This window comes from Bacillus sp. FSL R9-9497, from assembly GCF_038005805.1.
In the GTDB taxonomy this organism is placed as follows: Bacteria; Bacillota; Bacilli; order Bacillales; family Bacillaceae_G; genus Bacillus_A; species Bacillus_A cereus.
The window spans coordinates 805047-830425 of the sequence record NZ_JBBOTY010000001.1 but is presented as its reverse complement, the minus strand read 5'-3'; the positions used below and the strand labels follow the sequence as shown (position 1 = coordinate 830425).

Here is a 25379-nt window from a genome sequence, read left to right as displayed (position 1 = left end):
AGAAAAAGGTTAGAATATTCTAAAGAGTTTCCCCTTTTATGATAGAAGGAAGTGTATATATGAAAATTATGGACTATTACATTAGACTAAGACTACATGCACAAGATCAACAACATATGCGAAATAGCTTACAAGAATTAGCGGATGTTTTATATTGCAGTACGAAAAACGTAAAGATTTTATTAAAGAAAATGAGCGAGGAGCAATTAATTAGCTGGACTCCAGGGCGAGGCCGCGGACATAAAACGGAAATTCTATTTATACATAATTTCGTAGAAGCGATTGAGTCCTATACAGATGAACTGTTAGCACAAGAAAAATTAAAAGATATCTTTCTTCTTTTAAAAGAACCCCTACCCCTTGCACTTCAAAAAAAGATAGAAAATAAACTACATCATCATTTTGGATACGAACCTTCAAATGATATGTACGACGTATTAAAGATTCCTATATCGAGAAAGATATTCCCATTAGATCCGGCTTTTGTGGCTGTAACTACAGAGAGTCATCTTACGAGTCAAATTTTTGATACGTTAGTCGTCTATAACGATGTTACTGAAAAAATGGAGCCTCACATTGCGCATACATGGGAATTAAGTGAAGATGGACTTACGTGGACCTTTTATTTACGAAAAGATATATATTTTCACAATGAATCAATTTTAACTTCTAAAGATGTACAGTTTTCATTTGAAAGACTAAAGCAAGTTCAATCCCCTTTCGAATGGTTAACAGAAGAAATTGTTCAAATTGAAACACCATCACCACTGCAAATTCGATTCCATTTAGCAAAACCAAATTTATTTTTCTTACACTATGTAAGTTCAATGCAGCTCGCAATTTTACCGCGTGATACGAGTATTCAAAATCATCATTATATAGGTACTGGACCTTTCAAACTTGCTCATTACTCTGAAGATAATATCGTACTCGAAGCGTTCACCCATTATTTTAAAGAGCGTGCGTTATTAGACCGTATTGAATTTTGGGGTATTCCTGACCATGTGCAAATAGATGCTGATTATGAACTACCAAACGAAGAGGAAAATGAAAGGCATGATATACAAATAGAAGAAATAGGTTGTATTTATGCTAGCTTCAACTTTACAAAACCTGGTCCTCATCACGACATTTACTTTCGAAAAGCTTGGAGAGAACTATATGATGTTGAAATGATACTTCGTAACATAGAGGGTAGACGGACAATTGCTGCATCAAGCTTTTTCCCTGATAGAAGCCGCCTTGCAACAAGAAGATCCTACTCTTTAGAAAAGGCAAAAGAGTATTTGAAAAAGAGTACATATAATGGAGAAACGATACATATTTACTTCTTCGCATTTAAAGATAGTGCAAATGATGCATATTTCTTAAAAGAACGATGTGAAAGTTTAGGTATACAAGTAGAGCTTCACCCATTTCCCGTTTCAGATTATATGAATCGCTCTATTGATAAACATGCTGATATTATTTTCATGGGAGAAGTCTTTGCTGCCAATCATGAAATTGCATTCTTAAATGTATTTAAAAATAAAAGTTGCTTCGTAAATCGGTTCATGGACCCGCACTACGAAAAACAAATTAACTGTTTACTAGATATATTTTTACTAGAAGAAAATAAAGAAAAGCGCTATGAACTCATGTATGAGATTGAAGAGTTTTTACAAGCAGAACACATCATTTTATTTAACTATCACGTTTTAAAAAGAAAAACATACCCTTCTTCTTTAAAAAACGTAACAATTGATTCATTCGGTTGGGCAAATTTTGCGAAGTTATGGATACAGCCATCCATGTCTTAAAATATGAGTCATTATAAAAGGAGAAGGTACTACATCCTTAGTAGTACCTTCTTCACATACTATTATTTAATTACTCCATCTAAGTGATCTTTCAAGTTCAATAAATACTTCTCTATATCCGGATTCTTCACCACATCATAACAAGCAAAACTCTTTAACGGACTCATACCGAGAAACTTCTGCACGCGATGTAAATGACTAAGCGCTGATTCTAAACTTTCTCCTTCAAAGAACTTCGTCTTATCTCCAAATGCTTTTTCAGGTGCATTCCAAGTTGTAGAGAACATATACTCTTTCTCTTTTAATAAACCACCTGTTCCATATTCATCAGCACCTTTAAAGAACAAACCGTATTCATATACTTCATCCATATACGTTTTAAATAAGCCTGGTACACTAAACCAGTAAATTGGCGTTTGATAAATCACAACATCGGCCCATAAAAACTTCTCTTGTTCTTCTTTAATACTATAACCATCTTGAATCGTTGTTGTTTTCACATGATGCTTCTCACTTAATACCGTTACCATATAATCTACTAACGTTTTATTTAATCGTCCTTCCTTTGTACCGTATTTTTCATGTCCATTTATAATAAATATATTTTTCATCGCTTTTCTCTCCCCTATATGATCTACTCTTCAGCTATTAAACCGAGTTGCTGCTGTAGTGTAAGATTATCTTCTAAATGCCAATCTTCCGTTATCTTTCCGTCTTTCACATGTAAAATATCAATTGCAAAAAAATTAATTTTCTTACCATTATGCGTTCCTGTAAAAGAAAGACGGGCTGTTACTTTATCACCAACAACTAATAAGTCTTCAATCTCGCAATGTATATCAGGCACAACTTTACGAAAATTTTGCGCTGCAAACTTTAATCCTTCAATGCCTTGTGGTCGCCCTTTCGGCAATGTATTATCGAAGAAATCTTTAGTAACAGTCTGCGGAATAAGTTCCTTCTTACCTGTATCCCAAAATGCATAAAAACGCTGCGCCGCATGAACCCTTTCTGTCGCTTCTTTTTTACTTAGTGAGGGATCAATTGTCATTGCTTTTGGCTTTGGCATTTCTTTTAATAACTGAACTTCAGTTTTTTGTTCCACACCACATGCTACAAGCACAATACAAATAACAAACAAACTAAGAAATCCAAGTAACTTTTTTAACCCCATGGAAATCACCACCTCCTTATATAAATCCTTTTTGTTTCGTATTGCTATTGTATATGCACTAACTTCCTTTATGGAAGTAGTGATATTTTTTTCATATAGTTACCAAAAGTATAGTTTTGTGATACTATAAAGCAAATTCATCTAAAAAAATTTTATGGAGGCTAGTTCCATGAGCAATATAGATCCAGTTGAATTAACGAAAGGTTTACCTGGCATACCTTGTCCTATCGCTAAAACGCTTGATGTAATTAGTACAAAATGGACGTTTTTAATCATTCGTGATCTTCTTATCGAAGGAACATTACGCTTTAGTGATTTACAAAAATCAATGGATGGTATTAGTCCAAAAACATTATCACTTCGACTAAAAGAATTAGAGTCTCAAGGCATTATAACGAGAAAAGTATATCCAGAAGTTCCGCCTCGTGTAGAGTACACATTAACGGATAAAGGAAAGCAATTAGAGGGGATTTTTATTGAATTAAAACGGTTTGGATTAAGTCTATAAAATGAAACTTTAATTGGGATTTTACAGGATAAAACAAAAACCCCTTACCGTCGTAAGGGGTTTTATTACTTCGCAAAACTCTCAGCCAACTGTTTCTCTCTCCACATAAATGTAATAGCGAGACCAACTATTAAAACAACTCCTGAAAATGCATATGGATAATGAATATTCATATCAAATAATATTCCGCCCATCGCTGGCCCTGCGATATTTCCTAAACTCGTATAAGTCGAGTTCATACCAGCAACGAATCCCTGCTCTTTTCCAGCTGCTTTTGATAAAAACGTTGTTAAAGCTGGACGAAGTAAATCAAATGCTAAGAAAATGAAGCAAGTAACGAGAAGTACAATCCAATAATTAAAGACTACAGTTGAGACGAATGCTAATACTGCACCTACAATTAAACATATTTGGATTAATACTTTCTCACCGAACATGTCTACCAATTTGCCAAACATAAATACTTGTACAACTACCCCAAAGATTGAACTAATTGTAATAATTGCTGCAATATCTTTCGGCGAGAAACCAAATTTATGATCAGAGAATAAGCTAAACACCGTTTCATACGCTGATAATCCAAATGCGAGTACAAATACGATAATAAATGCAATTGCATACATTGGATGTAATGATTTCTTTAAATCCCCAATAAAACTTGATTCTTTCGTATTAGAAGAAATCTCTGCAAGTTCTTCTTTTGTTAACGGTTCTTTTAAAATAAAGATTGAAATCACACATGCTATAAAGGCAATTGCTGCTGCAACGAAAAACGGCACACGTATACCGTATTCTGCAATAAATCCGCCGATTCCAGGACCTATAATGAATCCAGTACTAATAGCCGCAGATAAGTATCCCATCGCCTTTGGACGTTCCTGAATAGATGTAATATCCGCAACATATGCCGTAACACCAGGCATAATAAAAGCAGCACTAATTCCGCCTAACACCCTTGCTACATAAAGCATCCATACATCTTTTCCTAATCCAAAAAGAAGTTCTGAAACACCAAAAATAAATAATCCAATGATGATCATTTTCTTTCTACCGTAAAGATCAACCCATCGGCCTGTAATAGGTGAAGTAATGAGCTGAGCCATTGCAAACACTGCAACGAGATATCCCATCGTCTTCCCTGTTAAATGCATGTCATTCATAAAGGACGGCATAACCGGAATGATTAATCCAATCCCTAAAAAAGCGATAAATATATTACTCAAAAGAATGACCAATACCATCTTTTGTTCTTTTATCGGTTTCTTCACTTTTAACACCTCTTCCCGTAAGCTCCTCCCCAAAAATAATGCCCAAGAAGCTTTTTCTTTATCCTGCTATTTGTGGGCTAGTAATGAGTGAAGATGCCTCCACTCATTAGAATTTCACTCTATCCTTCCACACATACATAAATATCAGGTGAATGACTATCATTCAGTTTTCCTCAAAAATGAACCTACCTTTTCAGACAGGTTCATCTCACTATTTCTTTATATGTAGTGCATGTGTTAAAAAATCTAGTACTTCTGCCTTTTGCAAATCCACTTGCTCATCATCTTTATGATCATATAAATACACTTGTTCCGCTGCTGATTCAACTAGAGCGATAAATAACTTCGCTGTTCGCTCTGCGTGAACCGAATCACGAATTTCACCGGCTTCTTTTGCCTCATTTAAAAATTCACTTAGCCACATATAAAGAGGCTCATACACAGCTTCCCATTCTTTTATATGTTCTGTAGATGCAAGACCAGCATACATTAAAGCTTGTATTTCACGATATTCAGCTATAAAGTGAAACACCGCATCTATTACTTGCGTCACTTTACTTGAGAAAGGCGCATCGTTTTGCACTTTTTCTTTCACTGCAAGTATCATCTTTTCAACCATCACTTCTGCTATTGCAGGCATAACAGATAACTTAGAAGGAAAATATAAATAGAAAGTTCCTTGCGCAATGCCAGCTAATTTCACGATATCAGAAATCTTCGTTTTTTCGACGCCCTTTTCCTGAAACACTTCAATAGCTGCATAGACAATTTTCTCTTTTTTATTCATCATCTAAACCCTTTCACACGCATATTGAATGACTGTCACTCATTTTATAAGATAATCGATTGTACTGTCAATGATAGTGAACTCTAAGAGGAAATCATTTTTTTATAATAAAATCTCCTAATAAACAATTAGGAGATAAAAATACAATATATCTTTAAGAAAGTGCCTTTAATCCTGTCACTCCACATACAATAAGAAACACACTAATGATACGCGCTTTACTTTTCGACTCACCAAACAAGAACATGTTTAACAAAACTGCACCTGCTGTTCCGATACCAATCCAAACCGCATACGCGACACTTACTTGTAAAAATAAGAAGGAAGTATACAAAAATGCGAAGGATGTAGCAAACCCACCTATATAAATCGCACCATTGGCTAATGTCTTATCTTTACTATACATTTTAAGTCCTATCACACCGACTATTTCACTAATTGCAGCACAAAATACGAAAAACCAACCCATTTTTAAGCAACTCCTTCCACAGTTTCTTCTTTATTGTCAGCTAACTTTAAACCGATAACGCCGGTTACTACCATAAGAATGAAGAATAGTTTGCCTGCGCTGAAACTTCCACCGAAAAGAAATACATCCATTAAGAAAGTACCTACCGTACCAGCTCCAGCGAAAATAGCATATACTGTTCCTGTTGCAAGATGTTCACACGCTTTAGAAAGGAAGTGAAAATCAACAGCGATAACTCCTAAAATAATAATCCAATGCCACCAAGTATTAGCCGTATTAAAACCAAACACCCAAAAAATTTCAAAGATACATGTTAATATGACATATAACCAAGCTCTATTTTTCATACCTCTCACCTCTTATGACTGACTATCAGTCATTTTTTGTTTTAAAAAAATATACTCTTTCATCAATACTATATAAAAACAACTATCATCCTCATTTACCATTGTATTTGTTCCATTTCTAAGCTAAATGCATCCTGCCACATAAAAAATGACTGAATGTCATTCATATGTATTGTACATGAACATTTTAAAAATTGTCAATGCCGAAAGTTTATTTAAAATTTCTTTCATCCGATTTGTATATTTCCTAATAATCTGTCAATAATGCTAGTAACATAATATTTTCTCCACTCCCCCTTGGAGAGATCCCTTGAATGGAGCAGTTAGCTTTTGCTAGCTGCTCTTTTTTATTTGCCAACACACTATGAGATCAAATCCATATTTATCCTATAACTAAGGAGCGGATTTTGTTTTCTATTTATTTTCCAAAGAGGCCTTGTATGCAATAATTTTATTCTCAAGCATCTTCTCTGTAACCTCTAAGTTTTCTCTTTGAATCTGAATAGATTTCCTATGATCTTCTAGGAGCTGTAAACGAGCTCCTGTTGTATGCTCCCCTTCTGTATATAATCTAGCGTATTCTCTTATCTTCGCTATTGGCATTTGCGTTTGTTTTAATTTCATTACAAACTGCAACCACTTTATATGTGACTCTTCGTAAAGTCGATTTCCATTTGTATCACGATTTGCAATTAATATATTTTCCTTTTCATAATAACGTAGTGTATGTGTGCTCACTCCTAATAATTTTGCCACCTCACTAATTGTGTACATACTAAAACTCCCTCCACATGCTTACCCTCATATATTTTATGACCGTATCAAATTTATAAAAAACATTTGACTTAGAGTATACTCTAACAAATACAATCTAACCATAAATGAATTTGAATTTAGGGGGATTTTATATGAAATATACGGTTATTACTGGTGCAAGTTCCGGAATTGGTTATGAAGCAGCTTTAGCATTTGCATCTCGCGGGAAAAATTTAGTACTTGTAGCTCGAAGACAAGAAGAATTAGATGGATTAAAATTGAAAATTAACGAAATGCATCCGGAGTTGGATGTTGTCATTCGACGAACTGATTTATCTGTTACTGAAGATGTTTATAAACTTTATGAAAGCCTACAAGCTTTTCAAATTGAAACGTGGATTAATAACGCAGGTTTTGGTAATTTCGCCTCAATTGCCGAACAAAATTTAAATAAAATCGAGACGATGTTGCATGTCAATATAGAAGCACTAACAATACTCTCTTCTCTTTTCGTTCGAGATTATTCAATGGTTGATGGAACACAGCTTATTAACGTTTCATCGGGCGGCGGATACACGATTGTTGCTGATGCTGTTACGTATTGCGCTACGAAATTCTATGTAAGTGCCTTTACAGAAGGGCTGTCTCACGAACTGAAAGAACAAGGCGCAAAACTGCAAGCAAAAGTTTTAGCTCCTGCTGCAACTGAAACAGAATTTGCGAAGCGTTCATTTGATATTGATGAATTCCAATACGATAATGTTGTACCAAAATTCCACACTGCAAAACAAATGGCACAATTTATGCTCGACCTTTATGATAATGATAAAGTTGTAGGAATTGTCGACGGTTTAACGTATAACTATGAACTTAAAGATCCACTTTATAATTTTGCCGTGAGACAAAAGAATTCAAATTCTTAATAACCTGTCCATTTCTTATGGAAATATATATTCCCACTATATATGTAAATAATAGTGGGAACTTTTTCCCTATAAATTTTTCATCCAACATACCGCACCATCGCCACTTCATCACAATAATCCACCTTTGGACAATGTCTACAATCAATCCATACTTTCTCTGGCAACGCTTCTTTATTTATAAAATCAAATCCACACTTTTGAAAAAATACTGTTTCATATGTTAAGGAAATTACTCTTCTTACATTTATTTTCGTAGCTTCCTCCATTACATGATTTACGAGCATACGCCCTATCCCTTTCCCTGCATATGTATGCGAAACTACTAACGATCGTATTTCTGCAAGATCTTCTCCTAATACATGCAATCCAGCAACTCCAACAATTCTCTCGTCTTCTTTCATAACATATAAACATTGCAAATATTGATAAAGAGACAAAAGAGAACGTGGTAAAACAACTCCCTCTTTTGCATAAACCTCAATAAGACTATAAATTTCTTTCACATCACTCGTCACCGCATTACAGATTTTCATATTACATCCCCTTGCCCTCGATATTAATATTTATAACTTTAAATGAATTTTAATTCATAATTTTATATAATAATACAGCTCTCTTTTCTCCTCGTCAATCACTTTATACAACCAAAAAACCAAGCAATCTAATCGATGCTCGGTTCCTCATCTCGTATCGGCAATACTGTTGAATATTTAATTTCACGAAGTGCCAAACTCGTCTGTATACGTGTAATACCAAGCTTATTCAGCTTTCTAATAAACTGCTCTAGTTCTTTACGATCACGATTTGCAACCTTTAATAAATAATCGTACTCTCCTGTTAAACAGTGACATTCTAACACTTCCGGCATCGATTCTAATTCTTTCTCCAACACTTCTAACTTGTCAAATTGATGAATATTCGTACTCATAAAAATAAAGCATAATAAATCAAACCCAAGCTTTTCTTGATTTAAAATCGCAACTTGCTTATCGATGAAACCTTCCCCATCTAACCTTTTTATTCTTGCATGCATCGCAGCCGGTGATAAATTAACGCGACGTGCCAGCTCTGCATTACTTACTTGTGAATCCTTCTGCAATATATCTAAAATTTGTACATCCAAATCATCCAACACTTTAATAACAGACGACTCCATTACAATTCCTCCTTTTTTCTTACCGATGATTATTCGAAAAAACAACTTATAATTTATATAAAACTGAATATTTTTCTGTAAATATCATTTTAAACTAAATATTTTATCGAGTTTTCACCATTATACAAAAGAATATATTACATAATAAAGAAAAATGCTAAAATTATTTACAATTAGTATTGATTACAAAAAAGGGGATTTTATCATGCCTTATTTTTACGTCTTTTTACTATTACTAACGAGCTTATTATGGGGAGGAAATTTCGTCGTTGGAAAATCACTCGTCGATCATGCATCACCGATGACACTGACAAGTTTAAGGTGGCTGATTGCGATTGTTTGTTTATTACCAATGGTATGGTTTAAAGAAAAGAAAATCCTTCCACCACGTACCGCAATACTTCCGTTAATATTGATGGGAATTTCAGGAGTCGCTCTTTTTAACATCTTTCAATTTTTAGCATTAGAAAAAACATCCGCTACGAATGTAGGTCTTATCTCTACATTGAATGCAATTTCAATCGCATTATTTTCAGTATTATTTCTAAAAGAAAAAGTAAATACACTTCAAATCCTATCCATGATTCTTTCATTCTTCGGGGTCATCCTCGTCCTATTAAAAGGTGATTTCTCGCTTTTATTTTCACTATATTTTAATAGCGGTGATTTATGGATGATTGCAGCAGTTTGTATTTGGGGAATCTATTCTGTTTGTAGTAAATGGGCAACAAAAACAACTACACCACTTATGGCAACGTTGTACTCTGGTATTTTCGGCGTTATTTTATTACTACCGTTTAACATAGGTAGCTTCACTGTTTCAAATATAAATACTTCTTTCATCACATCACTTTTATATACTGGGCTTATTTCGACAGTTCTTTGTATGGTATTTTGGAATATTGGCGTACAAAAATTAGGCGCAACTACATCAGGTATTTTTCTAAACTTCAATCCAATTTTCACAGCCATTTTAGCATTCATATTCCTCGGAGAAGAATTAACGTGGATACAAATTTTAGGGACAATTGTCGTTGTAACAGGATGTTATTTATTTTCTCATTTCAAAACTGTTGCCGTTCAGCCAACTAGACCTTTAATGCGAAAACATTCTTAATGAAAAAACATCGTCATCTGGGTTGGCGATGTTTTTATTTTCTCTTCATTTCTTTTATATACTGCTTTTCCTCTTCTGGCGATAAACGTTCCGTCGCCTTGCCAGTATCTCCACCTTGAAGGCTCCATAAAAAGTTATGCTCCTCAACAGTTTGAGAAAAATCTCCTTTTTCCCATCTATTTATAATAGAAAATAACTTCATTTTATATTGAAAACCTGTACCATTTTCAATATCTCTTTTTACATTAGAAATTTCCTTTTTTGTCATCTCTACAAATCCCCATTTTTCAGAGGATTTTACCTTTTGGTGCACCATTTTATGCATAGTAGAAATAATTTCACCTTCACTAATTTGCGGAGCTTCTTCTGCAGCTTTTTTCTCTTTTTCGTTTGTCGCTCGCTCGGTTTGAATATTTTTATTTTCTTTTTCTACATATGCAAGCAATTTCATTCCGCCAACTATAGACGAGAAAATTACTATAATTGTAATGCATATACCTACGATCCATTTAAAAAGCATTAGCTCTTCATTGCTTCCTTAACAATATAACTATCTACATACTGCTTAAACTTCACGATTTTTCCGTTCTCCAGTTGCCATACATGGACAAATTCTGCTTCAAATGATTTTCCCGTTTCTTTATAAACTCCTGAATACATACCTTCAGCAATAATTACATCTTTTCCGCTTACTTCATGATATGTATTTACACTTGCTTTATAATCATCCCATTCTGATCCTAAACGGCTAAATACATTTTCCATTATAGCTTCTACGCCTTTATATGTTCCGCCGTACGGAAAACCTTCTGCCTCTGTCCATTCCACTTTTTCAGAGAGGGCTTCTGCTAAATGCTTTGCATTTGAAGAAGCTGATCCTTCATACGTGCTTTTAATAATTTCTAAATTTGATTTAGGCATATTACTTCCTCCCGTTTATTTATTTTTACACAAGATGTAACTTTTATAGTTACATCTTGTGTAAAAAAATATTTAAATTGTTTTACTCTTAATCCATTAGTTGTAATCATTATAGTTACAATATTTCTTCAAGTCAACATTTATAAATAAAATTTACTTCGTTTTCATTACTTTCTCTTTTAAGAAACGATCTACATATCCTTCTGCTTTTACTACGAATAAATACGCACCCATTGATAATAATGCAAGATCTAATTCATATCCTGGATTCTTTCCATCTCCTAATAAACCTGCTGCTCCATTTACCTTTACGATAGCCCCAGCTAAAATAAGAGCGAATAACAATCCTACATATCGTACACCTAAACCGATAATTAATAATATACCACCAACTAATTCAACTGTTGCTACGCCGTATGCAAGGCCACCTGGTAAACCGATGCTTGTAAACCATCCTGCTACATTATCGATACCTGATTGAAACTTTGCTAAACCATGTGCAAAGAACGTAACTCCTAACACGATACGAATAATTAAATTCCCAATATATTGATTCATTTTGAACTCTCCTTTTTGTTTTGTTATGGTGAACTTTTATTTACAAGTCAAAACAATACGGTATTTTATTTCATTCGTCAAATACTTTTTTAAAGAAAACAAAAAACATTATCCGTTTTACGGATAATGTTTTCTTACAAAATAGCGCTAATTCAAGCTTTTATTCTATCGGATAGAAAAAGTTGAAACATTTTTCCAGCGCCAATATAAGGTAGCAAAGAAACGTCCTCTTCCACAACCATTCCAACAACATTCACTTTCTCATCTACAGATAAATCATTTATGGCAACTTGCATCTCCCCTGCATATCTACCATACAATTCATTATCAATTGTAATACTCCCTTTCTTTCTTACAATTGTATGCATCGGCTTTATCACCACTCTATTTCCTTCTCTTGATTCTACAGATCGAATAACATCACGAGCCGGATCTAGTCTATTTGTATGCACTTGCTCTACCACTTTTAATACTTCTTTATCAGTTATAAATGATTTGTAACGCAATGGAATAATCCCTCTACTTGCACTAGCTACTTCTTGCATACTTTTTAAACTTGCGCTTATATCTCCAATCAATACTTTATCAACACCACAATCTTGAACAAGTTCTAAGTACGCTTCAAGTGGGCGCATATTGCGATGTTTTTCTAACGTTGGTAACCCCTCATATAACGGACCACGTTTTTCCACATCTCCTGGAATAAATGCCATCGTCTTTATTCCGCACTTCTGTAAATATTGATTTTGTTTTTGCAAGAAGGACTTTGCTAGTCCTGTCTCTGGGCGCGGGTAAAAATTATGCCATGCTTCTACATTCTCTACTCTTATATGTTCTGCAAGTAATTCTTTCCAAAATGATTTTGTAATCGTACTCGCATTTAAAGCTACTTTCATCTTATGAGATACGCTTGCAATTTCTTTTGGCGCAATGCCGTAATCCATTCTTAAACCGGTAATGCCCCAGTTCAATAACTCTTCCACATTTTCATATGTTAGCCCTAAATGGTGTAACGATTTTGGAGAAACATCAACCATTAGCTCCATTTCATGTGCAAGAGCTTGTTTCCCTAATATTTGAATTAACTCTTTATACGTATTTGGATCATCTTCTGGAATGTGCAGTGATGTAAAAATAGATGTAAACCCATTTTCCTTCGCTACTTTTAACCACTCTTCTTGTTTCTCTACTCGTTCTTTTGAAAGATAAATGGAAACTCCGATCATATAAATCTCCCTTTCTATTAATAGAAAAAGAGAAAGGAATCCCTTTCTCTATATGTTTTCTGCCATTTCTTCTTTAAATCCGAAGAAGTACGTAAAGATAAATCCGAAAGCATATGCAATTACTAAACCTAAGAAATATAGTAAATATTTATTGTCAGCAATTAACGGAATTAAAGATAGCCCTGATACGCCAATTCCAAGTGAAGCCGTTTGCATAACTGCTTGGAATGCACCACCGACAGCCGCTCCTAAACAAGCAGTAATAAACGGTTTCCCAAGTGGTAATGTAACCCCGTATAATAACGGCTCACCAATTCCTAAAAAGCCAACTGGCAATCCACCTTTAATTACATTTCGAAGTCGTTTGTTTTTTGTTTTCACATAAATCGCAATTGCTGCGCCCACTTGGCCAGCACCAGCCATTGCTAGTACTGGTAATAAAGGTGTTACGTGTGTTTGATTAATAAATTCCATATGAATTGGTGTTAAACCGTGATGCAATCCGACCATAACGAGAGGTAAAAATGTTCCCGCAAGTACTGCGCCAGCAAATGCTCCGCCAATATTTAAAATAGCATTAATTCCGCTCGTAATACCATCTGATAAGAAACCTGCTAATGGCTGAATTGCTAACATCGTTACGATACTTACAACTAATACAGTAATGAGTGGTGTCACGATTATATCAACTGCATTCGGCACTGCTTTTCGAACTTGTCTTTCCACTACAACCATAAGCCATGCTGCAAAAATAACTGCGAACAATCCGCCCCGTCCGGGCACTAATGCTTCACCAAACAATTTTACGTTTGCCATCGCCGGATTGAAAATTAAAATACCAGCAATTGCCCCAAGAACTGGTGTCCCGCCGAACTCTTTCGCTGTATTCCAACCAACTAAAATTCCTAAGAATGTAAAGATACCGCCGCCAATGAGTAGTAACATTTGTAACCACGTTGCATTTGGATCAGCACCAGCGTTTTTCGCAAAGTTAGCAACCCCGTTTATAATTCCTGACGCAACAAGCCCCGGAATTAATGGGATGAAAATACTTCCTATTTTTCGTAAAAAGTTTTTCACCGGTGTATTATTTTTCTTCTTAATCTCTGATTTCATCTCTTGCCCAATATCTTCAAGGTGATGATCTGCTACCTCACCAATTCGTAGTCCTGTCAAACCTTCCATTTCAGCTGCTACTTTATTTACTGTTCCTGGACCAACGACAACTTGAAGCGTCTCATCTTCTATAACACCCATAACGCCTTCAACTTTTTTTAAAAGGTCCATATTTACTTTACTTTCATCATGAAGCGTTAATCGTAGTCTCGTCATACAATGAGCAATACTACGAATATTTTTTATTCCTCCAAGTTGCTCCGAAATTTCCTTGGCCATTCTCTCTTCTTTCTTCATAATAGAATCCCCCTCCCTATTATTTTATAGTGCTTTCTTCACAAACCCTTTTGCGCATTTTAGTTTCTCCAGTGCTTCCCCATATTCGCACTGCAACAACACCATAACAATGGCAGCTTTTACGTTACGTTCTGCCTTTTCATAATACTCTGCCGCTACTTCATAACTAGCGCCTGTTGCTTCCACAATAATTCGTTTTGATCGTTCTACTAACTTTTCATTTGTGGATTGAACATCTACCATTAAGTTTTTATATACTTTTCCTACACCAATCATCGAAGCTGTTGAAATCATATTCAACACTAATTTTTGTGCTGTACCAGCTTTTAAACGCGTTGATCCTGTTAATATTTCTGCACCTGTCTCTACTTCCACATTTAACTTTGCATATTTACTTATTTCAGCATTTTTATTACAAGAAATACTCGCTGTACTCGCTCCCACGCTCTGTGCGTATTTCAAGCCGCCAATTACGTAAGGAGTTCTGCCACTTGCAGCAATTCCAATCACTGTATCTTTCTCATTTAATCCAATACTTTTTAAATCTTCTTTTGCTAACTCTTCGCGATCTTCAGCACCTTCCACTGCTTTAGTAAACGCTTTCAATCCACCTGCTATAAATCCTTGCACCATTTTATCATCCGTGCCAAATGTCGGCGGACATTCCACTGCATCTAGAATACCTAAACGACCACTCGTACCAGCACCAATGTAAATTAAACGTCCCTCTTCTTCAAAAGATTTAATAACAGTCTGTACAACCTTTTCAATTTGTTCTATCTCTTTTTCAACTGCTAACGCAACAGTTCGATCTTCTTCATTCATACTTTGCAACACTTCTTTTATGCTCATCTCATCCAAATTCATTGTTTTCTCATTACGATGTTCTGTCGATAAATTTTCTAACATATTGCCACCCTCTTTGAAATTATATTTCACACTTTTATTATAACTTTAAGAAACTAAAAATCAATGACTCTTTCTTATTTTATGAAATAAAATTTCACGACATGACATATTTTTGTCAAAGATCATAAAGTGAAACTTTAATCAGTGGGGGTTTTGTTCATCCCCACTGATTATTAGCCCGCACCAATCGAGCATTAACGGGCAGTTGCTCCCCACCTAACTTTCTTTGCTTCCGCTGAATTTTGAAGTGAGGGTCTTACTGCACGGCAAATAGCGGGATAAAAAAAGATGAGTCTCCTCATCTTTTCTTCTACTTTAACTTCCGTAACCGCAACGCTTCTTCTCGCGTCTCCATAAATTGATTCAATACTTTATTACCAATTCGATTGAAAGTAATCACATATAAAGCATCGATCATATTCAATTGCGTCATTCTCGAAGCAATACTCGCAATACGATGATCTTGTTCTACATCTGGCATACAAAGGCGAATATCCGCTTCTTTATATAACGGTGATGATTGATCTAGTTTCGTAATTCCAATAACAGTTGCACCTTGTCTCTTTGCATACTGCGCCATTTCAAGCACATCTTTCGTTCGACCAGATGTTGAAATCGCAACAAATATATCGCCTTCTTTTAAATTCGTCACAAGCGGCAACATCATATGAAAATCAGATAGCATCATCGCTGTAAATCCAAGCCTTGTAAATTTATAAGCTCCGTCCATCGCCGGAGTAGCTGATCCGCCTACTCCATAAAAGATAATTTTATCGGCATTTACAATACGATCTGCAGCTTTTTCAAGTTCTTTTTTATCTATCGCCGTCACGCTCGCCTCAATTGCAGCTTTATTCACATAAGTAACTTTATTAAATAAATCATACGGTCCATCTTCTGTATTCATCACTGAAAAATCGTTAATATTATAATCAGCAATCGTTAATTCACGAACGAGTGCTATCTTAAATGCTTTAAAACTTCCGATTCCAATCGATTTACAAAAGCGAACGACACTCGCTTCACTTGCGCCTGCATTCGTTGACACTTCTTTCGTCGTTAAATTCGGTACAATCTCTGCATTCTCCATTATGTACATGGCAACCTTCTTTTCAGCTGGTGAAAATTGATCCATATTACTTTCAATTTTAAATAGTAATGTTGAAGCTTTCACTATTTAACCTCCACTTCTTACGGTTGCGTTCACTTATTTTCTCTTGCTTCAATAAGGTAAAAACCATCATCGCCAGGAGGATGAAACACATTTACAATGCGATTCCCTTTTTGATAAACAGTTCTTTCCCCTTCTGTCCACTTCTTTTCCCAACCGTTCATCCAAATCGCAACATCAGGTAAAAAAGCAGTATATTTCAACTTCTGATCGTACTCACCATCTGCTTCTTCCGAAAAAATAGAAACCGGAAAATCGTTCACTTTTGATTCTTTCCATGCAGTAAATGGTATACATACTGCAATAAGTACGATTACACCGATAACCTTCTCCTTCGTAATCTTCACACTTCCCTCTCCTTGTCATATCACATACATAGATTTTACCATAATTACAAACCCTTCATGCTATATGATCGTTGCTTTTAGGAATAAAAAAAGAGCTTACCTACATCAGATAAGCCCTTCCTCTCTATACAAAATATTTCTTCAAAAGTGGCGGTGTAATAATCGTCGTCAATATAACAACAATAACAATCGCTGTGAAATTTTCTTTCGCTAATAAATTCGCCGTAAGTCCATTTGCTGCGATGATAAGCGCTACTTCACCACGTGATACCATCCCCGCACCAATACTAATAGAAGATTGGAGATTAAATCCTGTCAGTCTCGCTCCTAAACCTGATCCGATTAACTTTGTGAAAATTGCAATGAGAGTCATAATAATAATGAACCAAAGCTGGCTTCCAATGCCTTGAAATGTAATTTCCATTCCGATACTTACGAAGAATACTGGAACAAATATTGCATAAGCAATCGGTTCAATTTTATGTTCCACCTCATGCTTATACTCTGTTTGAGAAATAGCAATTCCTGCCGCAAACGCTCCAATAATACCTGCAATTCCCATCATTTCACTGTAATAAGAAAAAGAAAAGCAAATAATAAGAGCCGCGCTAATTAACGCTTCTGTTACACGAAGCGGTACAAGCATTTTCATAATCCAAGGAACGACTTTCCAAGCAATAAAAACAATACTTACAAAGAAAATAATTTTCTTTACAATGACAAGTGTTATATTCACATCTTGTGTTCCTAAAAAACTCATTACAAATGCCAATAAAATAACGACAATGACATCATCAAATACGGCAGCACCTAAAATTGTTGTACTTTCTCTCGTATTCATTTTTCCTAGATCACGTAGCGTCTGCACCGTAATACTAACCGATGTTGCGCAAAGTAATAACCCTAAAAAAATGGCATGGGACTGTATTAATCCAAACAGCAACCCTGTTACATAACCACCGATGAAAGGAAAAATAATTCCACCAGCCGCTACTGCAAATGAAGATTTCAAATTCCGATTTAACTCTTCTAAATCCGTTTCAAGTCCCGCCATAAACATAAGTAACAAAACACCAATCTCACTCAGTTCATCAATCAGTTCAGAACTATTAATAATACCGAGTACAGCCGGACCAATAATAATACCAACAATTAACTTACCAAGTACAGAAGGCTGACCAAGTCTCACACTAATATCACCAGCTAATTTCGTACAAAGTAAAATGACGACAAGTTCAAAATAAAATAACATAGCATCTGCTCCTACTTTAACTTTAATCAGTGGGGCGTTAACCCCGTCCATTTCTGCAAGTAGTTTCCCCTATTGATCCGCATTTTATTTGTCATATTTTTATTTGACAAAATATTCTGAATTATATTAAAATTAATCCAGCAATTTTAAAAAACTACATACCATAACTGCACCTCCACTTACTTACTCTTTTTTAATGGGCTCATACTATAGTCGCAGTTATGGAAATGAAAAAACGGGGGGAGAGAGTCCAAAGTGAAGTCATTATTACGAAAAAAAGCGCTTAGTACTGAGTCACCAAAGCAACTAGATAGAACATTAACTGCACTCGATTTAACGTTTTTAGGAATCGGCGCCGTAATTGGGACAGGGATCTTTGTATTAACAGGTATTGTTGCAGCAAAACATTCTGGTCCTGGTATTATGCTATCATTCCTTATTGCTGCATTTACTTGTGCTTGTGTAGCCTTTTGTTATGCTGAATTTGCTTCTTCTATTCCTGTCTCAGGAAGTGTGTATACTTACGCATACATGACAGTCGGAGAAGTCGTCGCCTTCATCGTCGGATGGTGTTTAATGCTCGAATATTTACTTGCCGTTGCAGCAGTAGCTGTCGGTTGGTCTGGTTATTTACAATCATTACTACAAGGTTTCAATATACACCTGCCCGCCATAATCGCCTCGGCCCCTGGCGTAGGAAAAGGTGGCCTCATCGATTTACCCGCTGTTTGTATTTTACTAATCATTACCTGTCTTTTAAGCTTCGGTATACGCGAAAGCGCTCGCATTAATAATATTATGGTTCTTATCAAGCTAGCAGTTATTATCGCTTTTATCGTAGCAGGCGTAAAATATGTAAAACCTGAAAACTGGACACCGTTCATTCCATTCGGATACGACGGTATTATTACTGGTGCTGCCACTGTGTTTTTCGCCTTTTTAGGTTTTGATGCAATCGCAACCGCTGCGGAAGAAACGAAAAAACCACAGCGTGATTTACCAATTGGTATTATTGGTTCCCTTCTTATTTGTACTATTTTATATATGATTGTATCTTTCGTTTTAACAGGTATGGTTCCTTATACACAATTAGACGTTTCTGATCCAGTTGCATTTGCATTGCACTTCGTTGGTGAAGATGCAATTGCAGGACTACTCGCTGTTGGAGCGATGACTGGAATGACGACCGTCCTCCTAGTCGTGATGTATGGACAAGTTCGCGTTTCGTATGCGATGAGCCGTGACGGTCTACTTCCAAAAGCGTTAGCACGTGTAAATAAAAGAGTAAAAATTCCTTTATTAAATACATGGATTACTGGCGTCGTTGCCGCTTTATTAGCAGGCCTTTTAGACTTACATTTGCTAGCGAATTTAGTAAACATCGGCACATTAACAGCCTTTACATTCGTTTGCTGCGCAGTACTTATTTTACGAAAAACACACCCTGACTTAAAACGTGGATTCCGTACACCTTTCGTACCTGTATTACCAGTTGTCGCGATTCTTTGCTGCTTATATTTAATGATCAATTTGTCTAAAACAACATGGATTAGCTTTGCAGTTTGGCTTATAGTCGGCTTATGCTTCTATTTCTTCTACTCTAGGAAACATAGTCATTTAGCTACCGAAAAAACAGATGATGAACAGAAAAAAGCATAACAAAATAGCTCACCGATAAAACGGCGAGCTATCTTTCTGTACTATTATATTTTTTCGTTAACGATTGTAAAATGAAAAATATGCCGATGCAAGCTGTAAACCATGCCCAATTTCCTATTGGTGTCGAGTATTTGACCATTCCAATACCCACAAGCACTAAGAAAATAATCACCTGATATATGAGCTTCCACTTTTGCATATATTCCCTCCTTTACTTCGTCCCCTTCTTTTTCTTCTTCCAGGCATTCAAACTATCAAAGAAGAAGTTAATAAATAACGTTCCTAATCCTGCTAATAAAAACGTCATTAAGAATAAAACCCAAATACTTTTATCTTTTAATAAATAATATCCTACAAGGAGCACAACCGCGATCCATACATATTCAAGAATTCTTTTTAGCTTTTTCTGTTCCAAATTATTCGCTCCTTCTTTCTATGCTACTTTTAGTATAACAAAAAAGAAGCCTATCATGATAAGCTTCTTTTCTTCTCTCTTATTTGTTCATACTTTTTTCAACAAGTGAAATCGCATACTCTAATGTACGATTCATCGTTTCTACCTGTGCATCTTTTACTTGCATATCTTGTAATACAGCTTCTGCAACTGTAATTTTTTGTTGCAATGATTTCACTGAACCATCTGTTACATTTACAGCTTGCGCTTTCTTCACTACTGCTTTTGCAGATTCAATATTGATCTGTAATTTTTCTTTCGTTGTTTTTGGTTGTTCTTCTGCCACTTTTGATTGTACAAATGTTACATTAGCTGATTTTAATTCGTTATATGTTTGAATAATTTGTTCCCCAGTACTTCCTACATTTTCAAATGCTTGCTTTGCAATGTTATAGCTTTTCTCTAATTCTTGAAAGGCTTCCTTTGAATATTGACCTGGCTTATCACCAAATTCATACGTACTAACTAACACTTCTTTTACTTTTCCAAGCTCTTCAAATAACGCATTTACTTGCTCTAACTTCGTACGGTTAGAAAACTCATTGTATGATGCTAATACTTCTGAAGAACTTAAAGCTTTACTATATAATTTTGCTAACGCGATTTGTCCATTTAACGGAATACCACCATTTCCGTTACTATCAGGATCCGCTCCAAATGCAAATGGTACGTTCGGGTTATAAACTTTTCCTTGAGCTGACTGACTGTTTACTTTTTTACCATCTACGTAAATTGCCACTTCGCTTCCGTTATATGTCCCTGTTAAATGATACGTTTTGTTCGCTTCTAATTGAACGCCAACACGTTTGTAGCTACCGCCAATGTGAGCCCATAATTCAACATATCCACTTCCTGTAGACTCAAAACCAATTCCGCCGCTCTCTGTATTTTGCAAAATACCTTGTCCGCGAATTTCATTCATTGAAAATACAGTTTCTAACGTAAACGTATTTGCTATTTTCTCTTTTTGTGCTGCTGAAAATGGAAGGTATCCAAATGTATTTGCTTTTCCGTTTAACTTCATAGCATTCTTCTTCAATGCTTTATCATATTCAATAACCACATTGCCCTTCACATCACCTTTTGTACCAAATGGTGAATTGTCTTTAAATGTACCATCTCCAAAGTTTACATCAAAAACATCCGCTTTCGGTACTTTCACATTCGGGTCAATATTATCTTTTTTTGTAGTAATTTCTGCTGTTAACGGCTGAGCGGTTTCATTGCCGAATGAATCAATGGCCACTATTTCAAGTGTATATGTTTTCCCACCATCTAACCCAGCAAGCGTTAACGTAAGATCTTTTGGCACTGGATCACGATAAAATTCTGAGAATGCTAATAACTTGTTTTTAATCTCTCCCGTTTGTTTATCCTTCGCTTGTACGCGATACGAATGAACAAGAAGGTTGTCCAATGCTTGCGGGAATGTTACTGTTGCCGCATTTTCTGTTACATTTGATACAGCAAGCTTTGCATCTTTAGCAAAGTAAGGCTTTTCTTTATCACGATCTTCTACATGTGTAAATGTTTCTTTCTTTGCTGGTAATTTAATTTTCCAAGGCTCGCCTGTCCAAGAATTCGTATGGAAATCACGGCGATTAATCGTCACTTCTTCTTCATCTACTTCTACTAATAAACCTTGGCTTAACGTACTAGCTCCTGGCGGGATATTCCCTTGTACTTTACCACCTTCAACTTCCATATAACTTACTGAAGATGTACCAACTGATGTAAAGTCTTTTTGATGTATCGATCTCGGATCATCTAACGGATAATGTGAATGACCTGAAAACGTAATAACTTGTGGATATTCTTTTAACACTGCATTAATTTTTACGCTATCTTGTGTTCCCCATTCCTGACTACCGTACACTGTATCTTTAATATGTTGATGTAAAAATACAAAAATCGGTTTTTCTGGATCATCTTTTTGTGCTTTTGCCATTTCTTCTTTTAACCAATTAATTTGCTTGTCCGAATAATAACCATGTGTTGTTCCATTCTCTGGAGACATAACAAGGAAGTGATAACCTTTTACCACTTTATGATAATAAATTGATTCCATACCTGTTTTTTCTAAGAAACGCTTCTGTGCACCCTCTACGGATAAACCGTTCCAATAATCATGGTTACCGAGAGAATTCATTCGCACGGCATCTTTATTTGCATTTTCATTATACACTTGCATGAAACGATCATATTGCTGCACTGATCCTGTATCTGTGAAATCGCCTACAATAACAAACGCATCTTGTTTCGGTGCTAATGTATTAAACTGTTCAATCGCTCTTTTCCAGCGAAACGTATCATCCGTTCCACTATTTTTAATATGCACATCACTTACAACTGGAAAAACTATCTTCTTCTCACTTGATGCCTTTTCTTGCTTTTTCTCTTCCGCCTTGACTGATGTACTCCACGGAAATGATACGAATGCTAATACAAAAACCATTAATAATCCAATAAGGCCTTTTACTTTTCTTAAAGCATTTCTGTCCACGTGAATCCTCCTCATAATAATTGATTCATTACAAGGGCTATTTTATCTAATATATGTTAATGTCGTTTAAATAACAAATGAACTTTATTAGATTTTTGTAAATATACAGTTAATTAGAAATTAACTCCAACATTCCTCGTACTATTGTATACAACCACCTTTTGTCTAAAAGAGTCTAATCATTCTTTTCCTATGACCATTTACATATAATCTTTTCTATAACACTAATGATAAGTTAAGGTTTAAGCCTATTAGACAATCTTAATTTTTAACATTTCCTTCTTTTTTTAACACATCGGCCATGCTTCTACATTTAATAATAGTAAAAGACAACTTAAAAGGAGGGGTTGTATTGAAGAAACAAAAAAATATTGGCTGTTTCGCTCCTTTATCTATTATTTGCCCAAATCCCTGTCCACCGCCCTCTCCTCCAAATCCAAATTACGAACTAGTAACAAATGAATTTGCTGGAAATTTCCTTATAACGAATAACATTATTTCCTCTGCCAAACATAAATCACAGCCAATAATACTGTGGCAAAGTGATGCAATACTACTTATATCAGGTACCGTCTCGGTTTATAATAGTACTAGCAGCACAGAAGCGGTTACAATTCAAATCGTTGGAACAGTAACTAATATTTTCACTGTTTTTCCTGGTAATACAATATCTTACACAGGAAAAGACTTACAATCTGTCAGTATTATTAATATAGAAAGTAGTCCTTCATTATATTTAGAAGGTAAGTACTGTTGCGAATTTACACGTCGCTTCTAAAATACCAATTTCATAAAAAAAGCATACCAGAAATGGTATGCTTTTTTTATGAAATCGGATAACGTACAGTAATACAAAACTCTCCTTGATTAACAGTTGTGCCTGTCGTAGTAATTCGAACAGTCGTAAAATATCGTACAGTGAAAGTACCACTACTTTGCGGTTGAACAGTAACAGTATCAACTACTGTAGCGCCTACTAAAAAATCAACTGTAATTGGAGCCGCCCCTACATCATATTTCACGTAACCTGAACCATATACTTCTTGTGTAATATTATTCGTATATACAATTTGAGTACCAGCACCTGTAATAGACCAGTCTGTACATACTTGATCTTGCACAAGTGTTTTATTAGAACAACAAGACAAACTGGAACTTCTCATTCCCATTTCGACCCTCTCCTATTCTGCTATGAAAGTGGATAACGTGTTGTAATACAAAATTCTCCCTGATACGTTCCAGCAGGTGTTGCAGGTAACACGACTTGTATAATATCGAAACGACGATACGTAAACCCGATACTCGTTCCTGGATTTAATGTTTGTGTATCTATTACAGTACCAGCTGAATCAAGCACCTCTACAGTAATTGGGCCTGGTCCAACATCATATTTAACAAAACCAGTACCAACTACGTTTTGGTTAATATTATTTGTATAAAGAACATTATCGATTGCTGTCGCAACTACAGTAGCAGACCACGGACTACACACTTTATCTTGTACATAATTTTTATCTGGACAACAAGTTAATGCAGCCCCTGAGCACTCACAAGACATAGTTGTTTTCCCCTCTCTCTTTTTTTATTCCCTATATGTGTATGTCCTTCAGAGTCTTTTGCCTGTACGATTCATCTATTTTCAAAAAATATTCAAATGACTAGATAGATTCCGTTCTGTTTCTTTTTTTCATAAATTTATAGATTAATATACCACCTACAATAATAACTACGACTAGTAATATCGGTAGCATATATTGTCCAACAACATCCGCCGCTTTTGCCCAATGCGGACCTAATTTCATTCCAAAATAGACATATAAAGTCGTTAACGGGAACATTGCTACAAATGTATATATGCTAAACTTCCATATGTTCATTTTTGCCATGCCACATGGAACAGAGATAAGTGTTCGAACTCCTGGTACAAAGCGTCCCACAAATGCTACAACTGGTCCATATTTCTCAAAGAAGTCATCTGCTTTTTGAATTTGTTCTTCTTTAATAAAGAAGTATTTTCCGTATTTTATTAATAGCGGACGACCACCATAATAACCAAGTGCGTATAACGTTAACGGTCCTGTCGTTCCGCCAAGTGTTCCAGCTAATACAGCTAGCCAAAAATTCATATCTCCCTCGTATACCCAATACCCAACCATAGGCAAAACGACTTCTGCCGGAATAAATTCGAAAGTTAAAGCCAATACAACTCCAAAATAAGAAAACTGCTTTAAAAACTCGATTATATCTAAAATCATTTGCTCCATATTTTAACTCCTATCCTACGTTTACGTTATGCTTTTCTTGTAATTGAACTGGCGCCATTTTTACAATTCGGTTCAAAATGAATAACACAATTCCAATATCATCTAAAATACCGATAAACGGTAGGAAGTCTGGAATTAAATCAAGCGGCATCGCAACATAACCAACTAAAAAAGCAACAGATAAAATTTTCTTCTTTATTGAAACCTCTTTTGAAGTAAAAAAGTCAAATAGGAATGGAACAAATCGGCGAACATGAAATACAACTCTTAATCTACTAATAAGTTTTTTCATTTTTATATCTCCTCTCTTTGTATACGAAAAGGACCCTACCAAATATGGTAAGGGTCCTCAAAAAGACAGAAAGGGGCCTTTACCATTGCTGGTAAAGGTCTCA

31 protein-coding genes are annotated in these 25379 nt (G+C 35.4%); 6 read left to right on the top strand and 25 right to left on the bottom strand.

Annotation, left to right across the window (positions count from 1 at the left end; genetic code table 11):
* Positions 1-38 precede the first annotated feature (38 nt).
* Positions 39-1799: an SgrR family transcriptional regulator gene (locus tag MKY21_RS04335; RefSeq protein ID WP_341075523.1), complete on the top strand. Its 1761-nt coding sequence runs from the start codon at positions 39-41 to the stop codon at positions 1797-1799.
* A gap of 62 nt (positions 1800-1861) precedes the next feature.
* Here the strand turns inward: MKY21_RS04335 and MKY21_RS04330 are convergent, their stop codons facing one another.
* Both MKY21_RS04330 and MKY21_RS04325 read right to left on the bottom strand, forming a co-directional pair.
* On the bottom strand, positions 1862-2410 hold the full coding sequence (locus MKY21_RS04330) for an NAD(P)H-dependent oxidoreductase (RefSeq protein ID WP_000789187.1): 549 nt from the start codon (positions 2408-2410) through the stop codon (positions 1862-1864).
* A 23-nt stretch (positions 2411-2433) separates the two neighbouring features.
* Positions 2434-2973 (bottom strand): ester cyclase, encoded by a 540-nt coding sequence (locus MKY21_RS04325; protein ID WP_144575814.1) that lies wholly within the window; start codon positions 2971-2973, stop codon positions 2434-2436.
* Positions 2974-3142: 169 nt separating this feature from the next.
* On the opposite strand from MKY21_RS04325, the gene MKY21_RS04320 reads away from it, so the two are divergent.
* On the top strand, positions 3143-3481 hold the full coding sequence (locus MKY21_RS04320) for a winged helix-turn-helix transcriptional regulator (RefSeq protein ID WP_000065115.1): 339 nt from the start codon (positions 3143-3145) through the stop codon (positions 3479-3481).
* A 65-nt stretch (positions 3482-3546) separates the two neighbouring features.
* On the opposite strand, the gene MKY21_RS04315 is transcribed toward MKY21_RS04320, so the two are convergent.
* From MKY21_RS04315 to MKY21_RS04295, 5 genes are all read right to left on the bottom strand, one after another.
* Positions 3547-4749 (bottom strand): MFS transporter, encoded by a 1203-nt coding sequence (locus tag MKY21_RS04315; RefSeq protein WP_000742952.1) that lies wholly within the window; start codon positions 4747-4749, stop codon positions 3547-3549.
* Between the two features lie 211 nt (positions 4750-4960).
* Complete coding sequence (locus MKY21_RS04310; RefSeq protein ID WP_001999151.1) at positions 4961-5539, bottom strand: TetR family transcriptional regulator; 579 nt, start codon at positions 5537-5539, stop codon at positions 4961-4963.
* Between the two features lie 151 nt (positions 5540-5690).
* Entirely contained in the window at positions 5691-6005 is a 315-nt protein-coding gene (locus tag MKY21_RS04305) for a DMT family transporter (RefSeq protein ID WP_000539671.1), read from the bottom strand.
* Positions 6006-6007: 2 nt separating this feature from the next.
* Positions 6008-6352, bottom strand: coding sequence for a DMT family transporter (locus MKY21_RS04300; RefSeq protein ID WP_109140915.1), 345 nt, complete (start codon positions 6350-6352; stop codon positions 6008-6010).
* A gap of 414 nt (positions 6353-6766) precedes the next feature.
* Entirely contained in the window at positions 6767-7126 is a 360-nt protein-coding gene (locus MKY21_RS04295) for a MerR family transcriptional regulator (RefSeq protein ID WP_044796344.1), read from the bottom strand.
* A 134-nt stretch (positions 7127-7260) separates the two neighbouring features.
* On the opposite strand from MKY21_RS04295, the gene MKY21_RS04290 reads away from it, so the two are divergent.
* Positions 7261-8031, top strand: a complete 771-nt coding sequence (locus MKY21_RS04290; protein WP_044796343.1) for an SDR family NAD(P)-dependent oxidoreductase — start codon at positions 7261-7263, stop codon at positions 8029-8031.
* 80 nt (positions 8032-8111) lie between these two features.
* Here MKY21_RS04290 and MKY21_RS04285 read toward each other — a convergent pair whose 3' ends face one another.
* Positions 8112-8567: an N-acetyltransferase gene (locus MKY21_RS04285; RefSeq protein ID WP_000686663.1), complete on the bottom strand. Its 456-nt coding sequence runs from the start codon at positions 8565-8567 to the stop codon at positions 8112-8114.
* 128 nt (positions 8568-8695) lie between these two features.
* Positions 8696-9190 (bottom strand): Lrp/AsnC family transcriptional regulator, encoded by a 495-nt coding sequence (locus MKY21_RS04280; protein ID WP_000446088.1) that lies wholly within the window; start codon positions 9188-9190, stop codon positions 8696-8698.
* Positions 9191-9395: 205 nt separating this feature from the next.
* Here MKY21_RS04280 and MKY21_RS04275 point away from each other — a divergent pair, with 205 nt between their 5' ends.
* Positions 9396-10307, top strand: coding sequence for a DMT family transporter (locus tag MKY21_RS04275; protein ID WP_001146266.1), 912 nt, complete (start codon positions 9396-9398; stop codon positions 10305-10307).
* Positions 10308-10341: 34 nt separating this feature from the next.
* On the opposite strand, the gene MKY21_RS04270 is transcribed toward MKY21_RS04275, so the two are convergent.
* The 9 genes from MKY21_RS04270 to MKY21_RS04230 all read right to left on the bottom strand — a co-directional run bounded on the left by MKY21_RS04270 (position 10342) and on the right by MKY21_RS04230 (position 18155).
* Positions 10342-10827 carry a PRK06770 family protein gene (locus MKY21_RS04270; protein WP_000897984.1) on the bottom strand — a complete coding sequence of 162 codons (486 nt, stop codon included), beginning with the start codon at positions 10825-10827 and terminating at the stop codon, positions 10342-10344.
* Positions 10827-11228, bottom strand: coding sequence for a nuclear transport factor 2 family protein (locus MKY21_RS04265; protein WP_086424000.1), 402 nt, complete (start codon positions 11226-11228; stop codon positions 10827-10829). Before MKY21_RS04265 ends, MKY21_RS04270 begins: the two co-directional genes overlap by 1 nt.
* A 153-nt stretch (positions 11229-11381) precedes the next feature.
* Complete coding sequence (locus MKY21_RS04260) at positions 11382-11786, bottom strand: DoxX family protein (RefSeq protein WP_001077751.1); 405 nt, start codon at positions 11784-11786, stop codon at positions 11382-11384.
* A gap of 152 nt (positions 11787-11938) precedes the next feature.
* Positions 11939-13012, bottom strand: coding sequence for a DUF871 domain-containing protein (locus MKY21_RS04255; protein ID WP_341075520.1), 1074 nt, complete (start codon positions 13010-13012; stop codon positions 11939-11941).
* Between the two features lie 48 nt (positions 13013-13060).
* On the bottom strand, positions 13061-14425 hold the full coding sequence (locus MKY21_RS04250) for a PTS transporter subunit EIIC (protein ID WP_000711293.1): 1365 nt from the start codon (positions 14423-14425) through the stop codon (positions 13061-13063).
* Positions 14426-14449: 24 nt separating this feature from the next.
* On the bottom strand, positions 14450-15334 hold the full coding sequence (gene murQ, locus MKY21_RS04245) for an N-acetylmuramic acid 6-phosphate etherase (RefSeq protein WP_341075516.1): 885 nt from the start codon (positions 15332-15334) through the stop codon (positions 14450-14452).
* Between the two features lie 310 nt (positions 15335-15644).
* On the bottom strand, positions 15645-16508 hold the full coding sequence (locus MKY21_RS04240; protein ID WP_000648164.1) for a MurR/RpiR family transcriptional regulator: 864 nt from the start codon (positions 16506-16508) through the stop codon (positions 15645-15647).
* 29 nt (positions 16509-16537) lie between these two features.
* Positions 16538-16852 (bottom strand): outer surface protein, encoded by a 315-nt coding sequence (locus MKY21_RS04235; RefSeq protein ID WP_088351128.1) that lies wholly within the window; start codon positions 16850-16852, stop codon positions 16538-16540.
* A gap of 124 nt (positions 16853-16976) precedes the next feature.
* Entirely contained in the window at positions 16977-18155 is a 1179-nt protein-coding gene (locus MKY21_RS04230; protein ID WP_000349228.1) for a cation:proton antiporter, read from the bottom strand.
* Positions 18156-18359: 204 nt separating this feature from the next.
* On the opposite strand from MKY21_RS04230, the gene MKY21_RS04225 reads away from it, so the two are divergent.
* Positions 18360-19763 carry an amino acid permease gene (locus tag MKY21_RS04225; protein WP_341075510.1) on the top strand — a complete coding sequence of 468 codons (1404 nt, stop codon included), beginning with the start codon at positions 18360-18362 and terminating at the stop codon, positions 19761-19763.
* Positions 19764-19791: 28 nt separating this feature from the next.
* On the opposite strand, the gene MKY21_RS04220 is transcribed toward MKY21_RS04225, so the two are convergent.
* The 3 genes from MKY21_RS04220 to MKY21_RS04210 form a co-directional block, all read right to left on the bottom strand.
* Positions 19792-19962: a hypothetical protein gene (locus MKY21_RS04220; protein WP_001174854.1), complete on the bottom strand. Its 171-nt coding sequence runs from the start codon at positions 19960-19962 to the stop codon at positions 19792-19794.
* A gap of 12 nt (positions 19963-19974) precedes the next feature.
* A complete protein-coding gene (locus MKY21_RS04215) occupies positions 19975-20178 on the bottom strand; it encodes a hypothetical protein (protein WP_000435800.1) in 204 nt (67 codons plus the stop codon).
* A gap of 79 nt (positions 20179-20257) precedes the next feature.
* Positions 20258-22720: a LamG-like jellyroll fold domain-containing protein gene (locus tag MKY21_RS04210; RefSeq protein ID WP_137074716.1), complete on the bottom strand. Its 2463-nt coding sequence runs from the start codon at positions 22718-22720 to the stop codon at positions 20258-20260.
* A gap of 352 nt (positions 22721-23072) precedes the next feature.
* On the opposite strand from MKY21_RS04210, the gene MKY21_RS04205 reads away from it, so the two are divergent.
* Positions 23073-23498, top strand: coding sequence for an S-Ena type endospore appendage (locus MKY21_RS04205; protein WP_016117209.1), 426 nt, complete (start codon positions 23073-23075; stop codon positions 23496-23498).
* A gap of 46 nt (positions 23499-23544) precedes the next feature.
* On the opposite strand, the gene MKY21_RS04200 is transcribed toward MKY21_RS04205, so the two are convergent.
* From MKY21_RS04200 to MKY21_RS04185, 4 genes are all read right to left on the bottom strand, one after another.
* Positions 23545-23889, bottom strand: a complete 345-nt coding sequence (locus tag MKY21_RS04200) for a DUF3992 domain-containing protein (protein ID WP_000525813.1) — start codon at positions 23887-23889, stop codon at positions 23545-23547.
* Positions 23890-23909: 20 nt separating this feature from the next.
* Positions 23910-24278, bottom strand: a complete 369-nt coding sequence (locus MKY21_RS04195) for a DUF3992 domain-containing protein (protein WP_016117208.1) — start codon at positions 24276-24278, stop codon at positions 23910-23912.
* Positions 24279-24378: 100 nt separating this feature from the next.
* Positions 24379-24984, bottom strand: coding sequence for a DedA family protein (locus tag MKY21_RS04190; RefSeq protein ID WP_016117207.1), 606 nt, complete (start codon positions 24982-24984; stop codon positions 24379-24381).
* A 10-nt stretch (positions 24985-24994) separates the two neighbouring features.
* Positions 24995-25276, bottom strand: coding sequence for a YkvA family protein (locus MKY21_RS04185; protein WP_000733852.1), 282 nt, complete (start codon positions 25274-25276; stop codon positions 24995-24997).
* Between the last annotated feature and the right edge of the window lie 103 nt (positions 25277-25379).

Bases quoted from the DNA above. Each gene is read 5' to 3' on its own strand.
- MKY21_RS04335 (WP_341075523.1), top strand. From the start codon at position 39: ATGATAGAAGGAAGTGTATATATGAAAATTATGGACTATTACATTAGA.
- MKY21_RS04330 (WP_000789187.1), bottom strand. From the start codon at position 2,410: ATGAAAAATATATTTATTATAAATGGACATGAAAAATACGGTACAAAG.
- MKY21_RS04325 (WP_144575814.1), bottom strand. From the start codon at position 2,973: ATGGGGTTAAAAAAGTTACTTGGATTTCTTAGTTTGTTTGTTATTTGT.
- MKY21_RS04320 (WP_000065115.1), top strand. From the start codon at position 3,143: ATGAGCAATATAGATCCAGTTGAATTAACGAAAGGTTTACCTGGCATA.
- MKY21_RS04310 (WP_001999151.1), bottom strand. From the start codon at position 5,539: ATGATGAATAAAAAAGAGAAAATTGTCTATGCAGCTATTGAAGTGTTT.
- MKY21_RS04305 (WP_000539671.1), bottom strand. From the start codon at position 6,005: ATGGGTTGGTTTTTCGTATTTTGTGCTGCAATTAGTGAAATAGTCGGT.
- MKY21_RS04300 (WP_109140915.1), bottom strand. From the start codon at position 6,352: ATGAAAAATAGAGCTTGGTTATATGTCATATTAACATGTATCTTTGAA.
- MKY21_RS04295 (WP_044796344.1), bottom strand. From the start codon at position 7,126: ATGTACACAATTAGTGAGGTGGCAAAATTATTAGGAGTGAGCACACAT.
- MKY21_RS04290 (WP_044796343.1), top strand. From the start codon at position 7,261: ATGAAATATACGGTTATTACTGGTGCAAGTTCCGGAATTGGTTATGAA.
- MKY21_RS04285 (WP_000686663.1), bottom strand. From the start codon at position 8,567: ATGAAAATCTGTAATGCGGTGACGAGTGATGTGAAAGAAATTTATAGT.
- MKY21_RS04280 (WP_000446088.1), bottom strand. From the start codon at position 9,190: ATGGAGTCGTCTGTTATTAAAGTGTTGGATGATTTGGATGTACAAATT.
- MKY21_RS04275 (WP_001146266.1), top strand. From the start codon at position 9,396: ATGCCTTATTTTTACGTCTTTTTACTATTACTAACGAGCTTATTATGG.
- MKY21_RS04270 (WP_000897984.1), bottom strand. From the start codon at position 10,827: ATGCTTTTTAAATGGATCGTAGGTATATGCATTACAATTATAGTAATT.
- MKY21_RS04265 (WP_086424000.1), bottom strand. From the start codon at position 11,228: ATGCCTAAATCAAATTTAGAAATTATTAAAAGCACGTATGAAGGATCA.
- MKY21_RS04260 (WP_001077751.1), bottom strand. From the start codon at position 11,786: ATGAATCAATATATTGGGAATTTAATTATTCGTATCGTGTTAGGAGTT.
- MKY21_RS04255 (WP_341075520.1), bottom strand. From the start codon at position 13,012: ATGATCGGAGTTTCCATTTATCTTTCAAAAGAACGAGTAGAGAAACAA.
- MKY21_RS04250 (WP_000711293.1), bottom strand. From the start codon at position 14,425: ATGAAGAAAGAAGAGAGAATGGCCAAGGAAATTTCGGAGCAACTTGGA.
- murQ (WP_341075516.1), bottom strand. From the start codon at position 15,334: ATGTTAGAAAATTTATCGACAGAACATCGTAATGAGAAAACAATGAAT.
- MKY21_RS04230 (WP_000349228.1), bottom strand. From the start codon at position 18,155: ATGGACGGGGTTAACGCCCCACTGATTAAAGTTAAAGTAGGAGCAGAT.
- MKY21_RS04220 (WP_001174854.1), bottom strand. From the start codon at position 19,962: ATGCAAAAGTGGAAGCTCATATATCAGGTGATTATTTTCTTAGTGCTT.
- MKY21_RS04200 (WP_000525813.1), bottom strand. From the start codon at position 23,889: ATGGGAATGAGAAGTTCCAGTTTGTCTTGTTGTTCTAATAAAACACTT.
- MKY21_RS04195 (WP_016117208.1), bottom strand. From the start codon at position 24,278: ATGTCTTGTGAGTGCTCAGGGGCTGCATTAACTTGTTGTCCAGATAAA.
- MKY21_RS04190 (WP_016117207.1), bottom strand. From the start codon at position 24,984: ATGGAGCAAATGATTTTAGATATAATCGAGTTTTTAAAGCAGTTTTCT.
- MKY21_RS04185 (WP_000733852.1), bottom strand. From the start codon at position 25,276: ATGAAAAAACTTATTAGTAGATTAAGAGTTGTATTTCATGTTCGCCGA.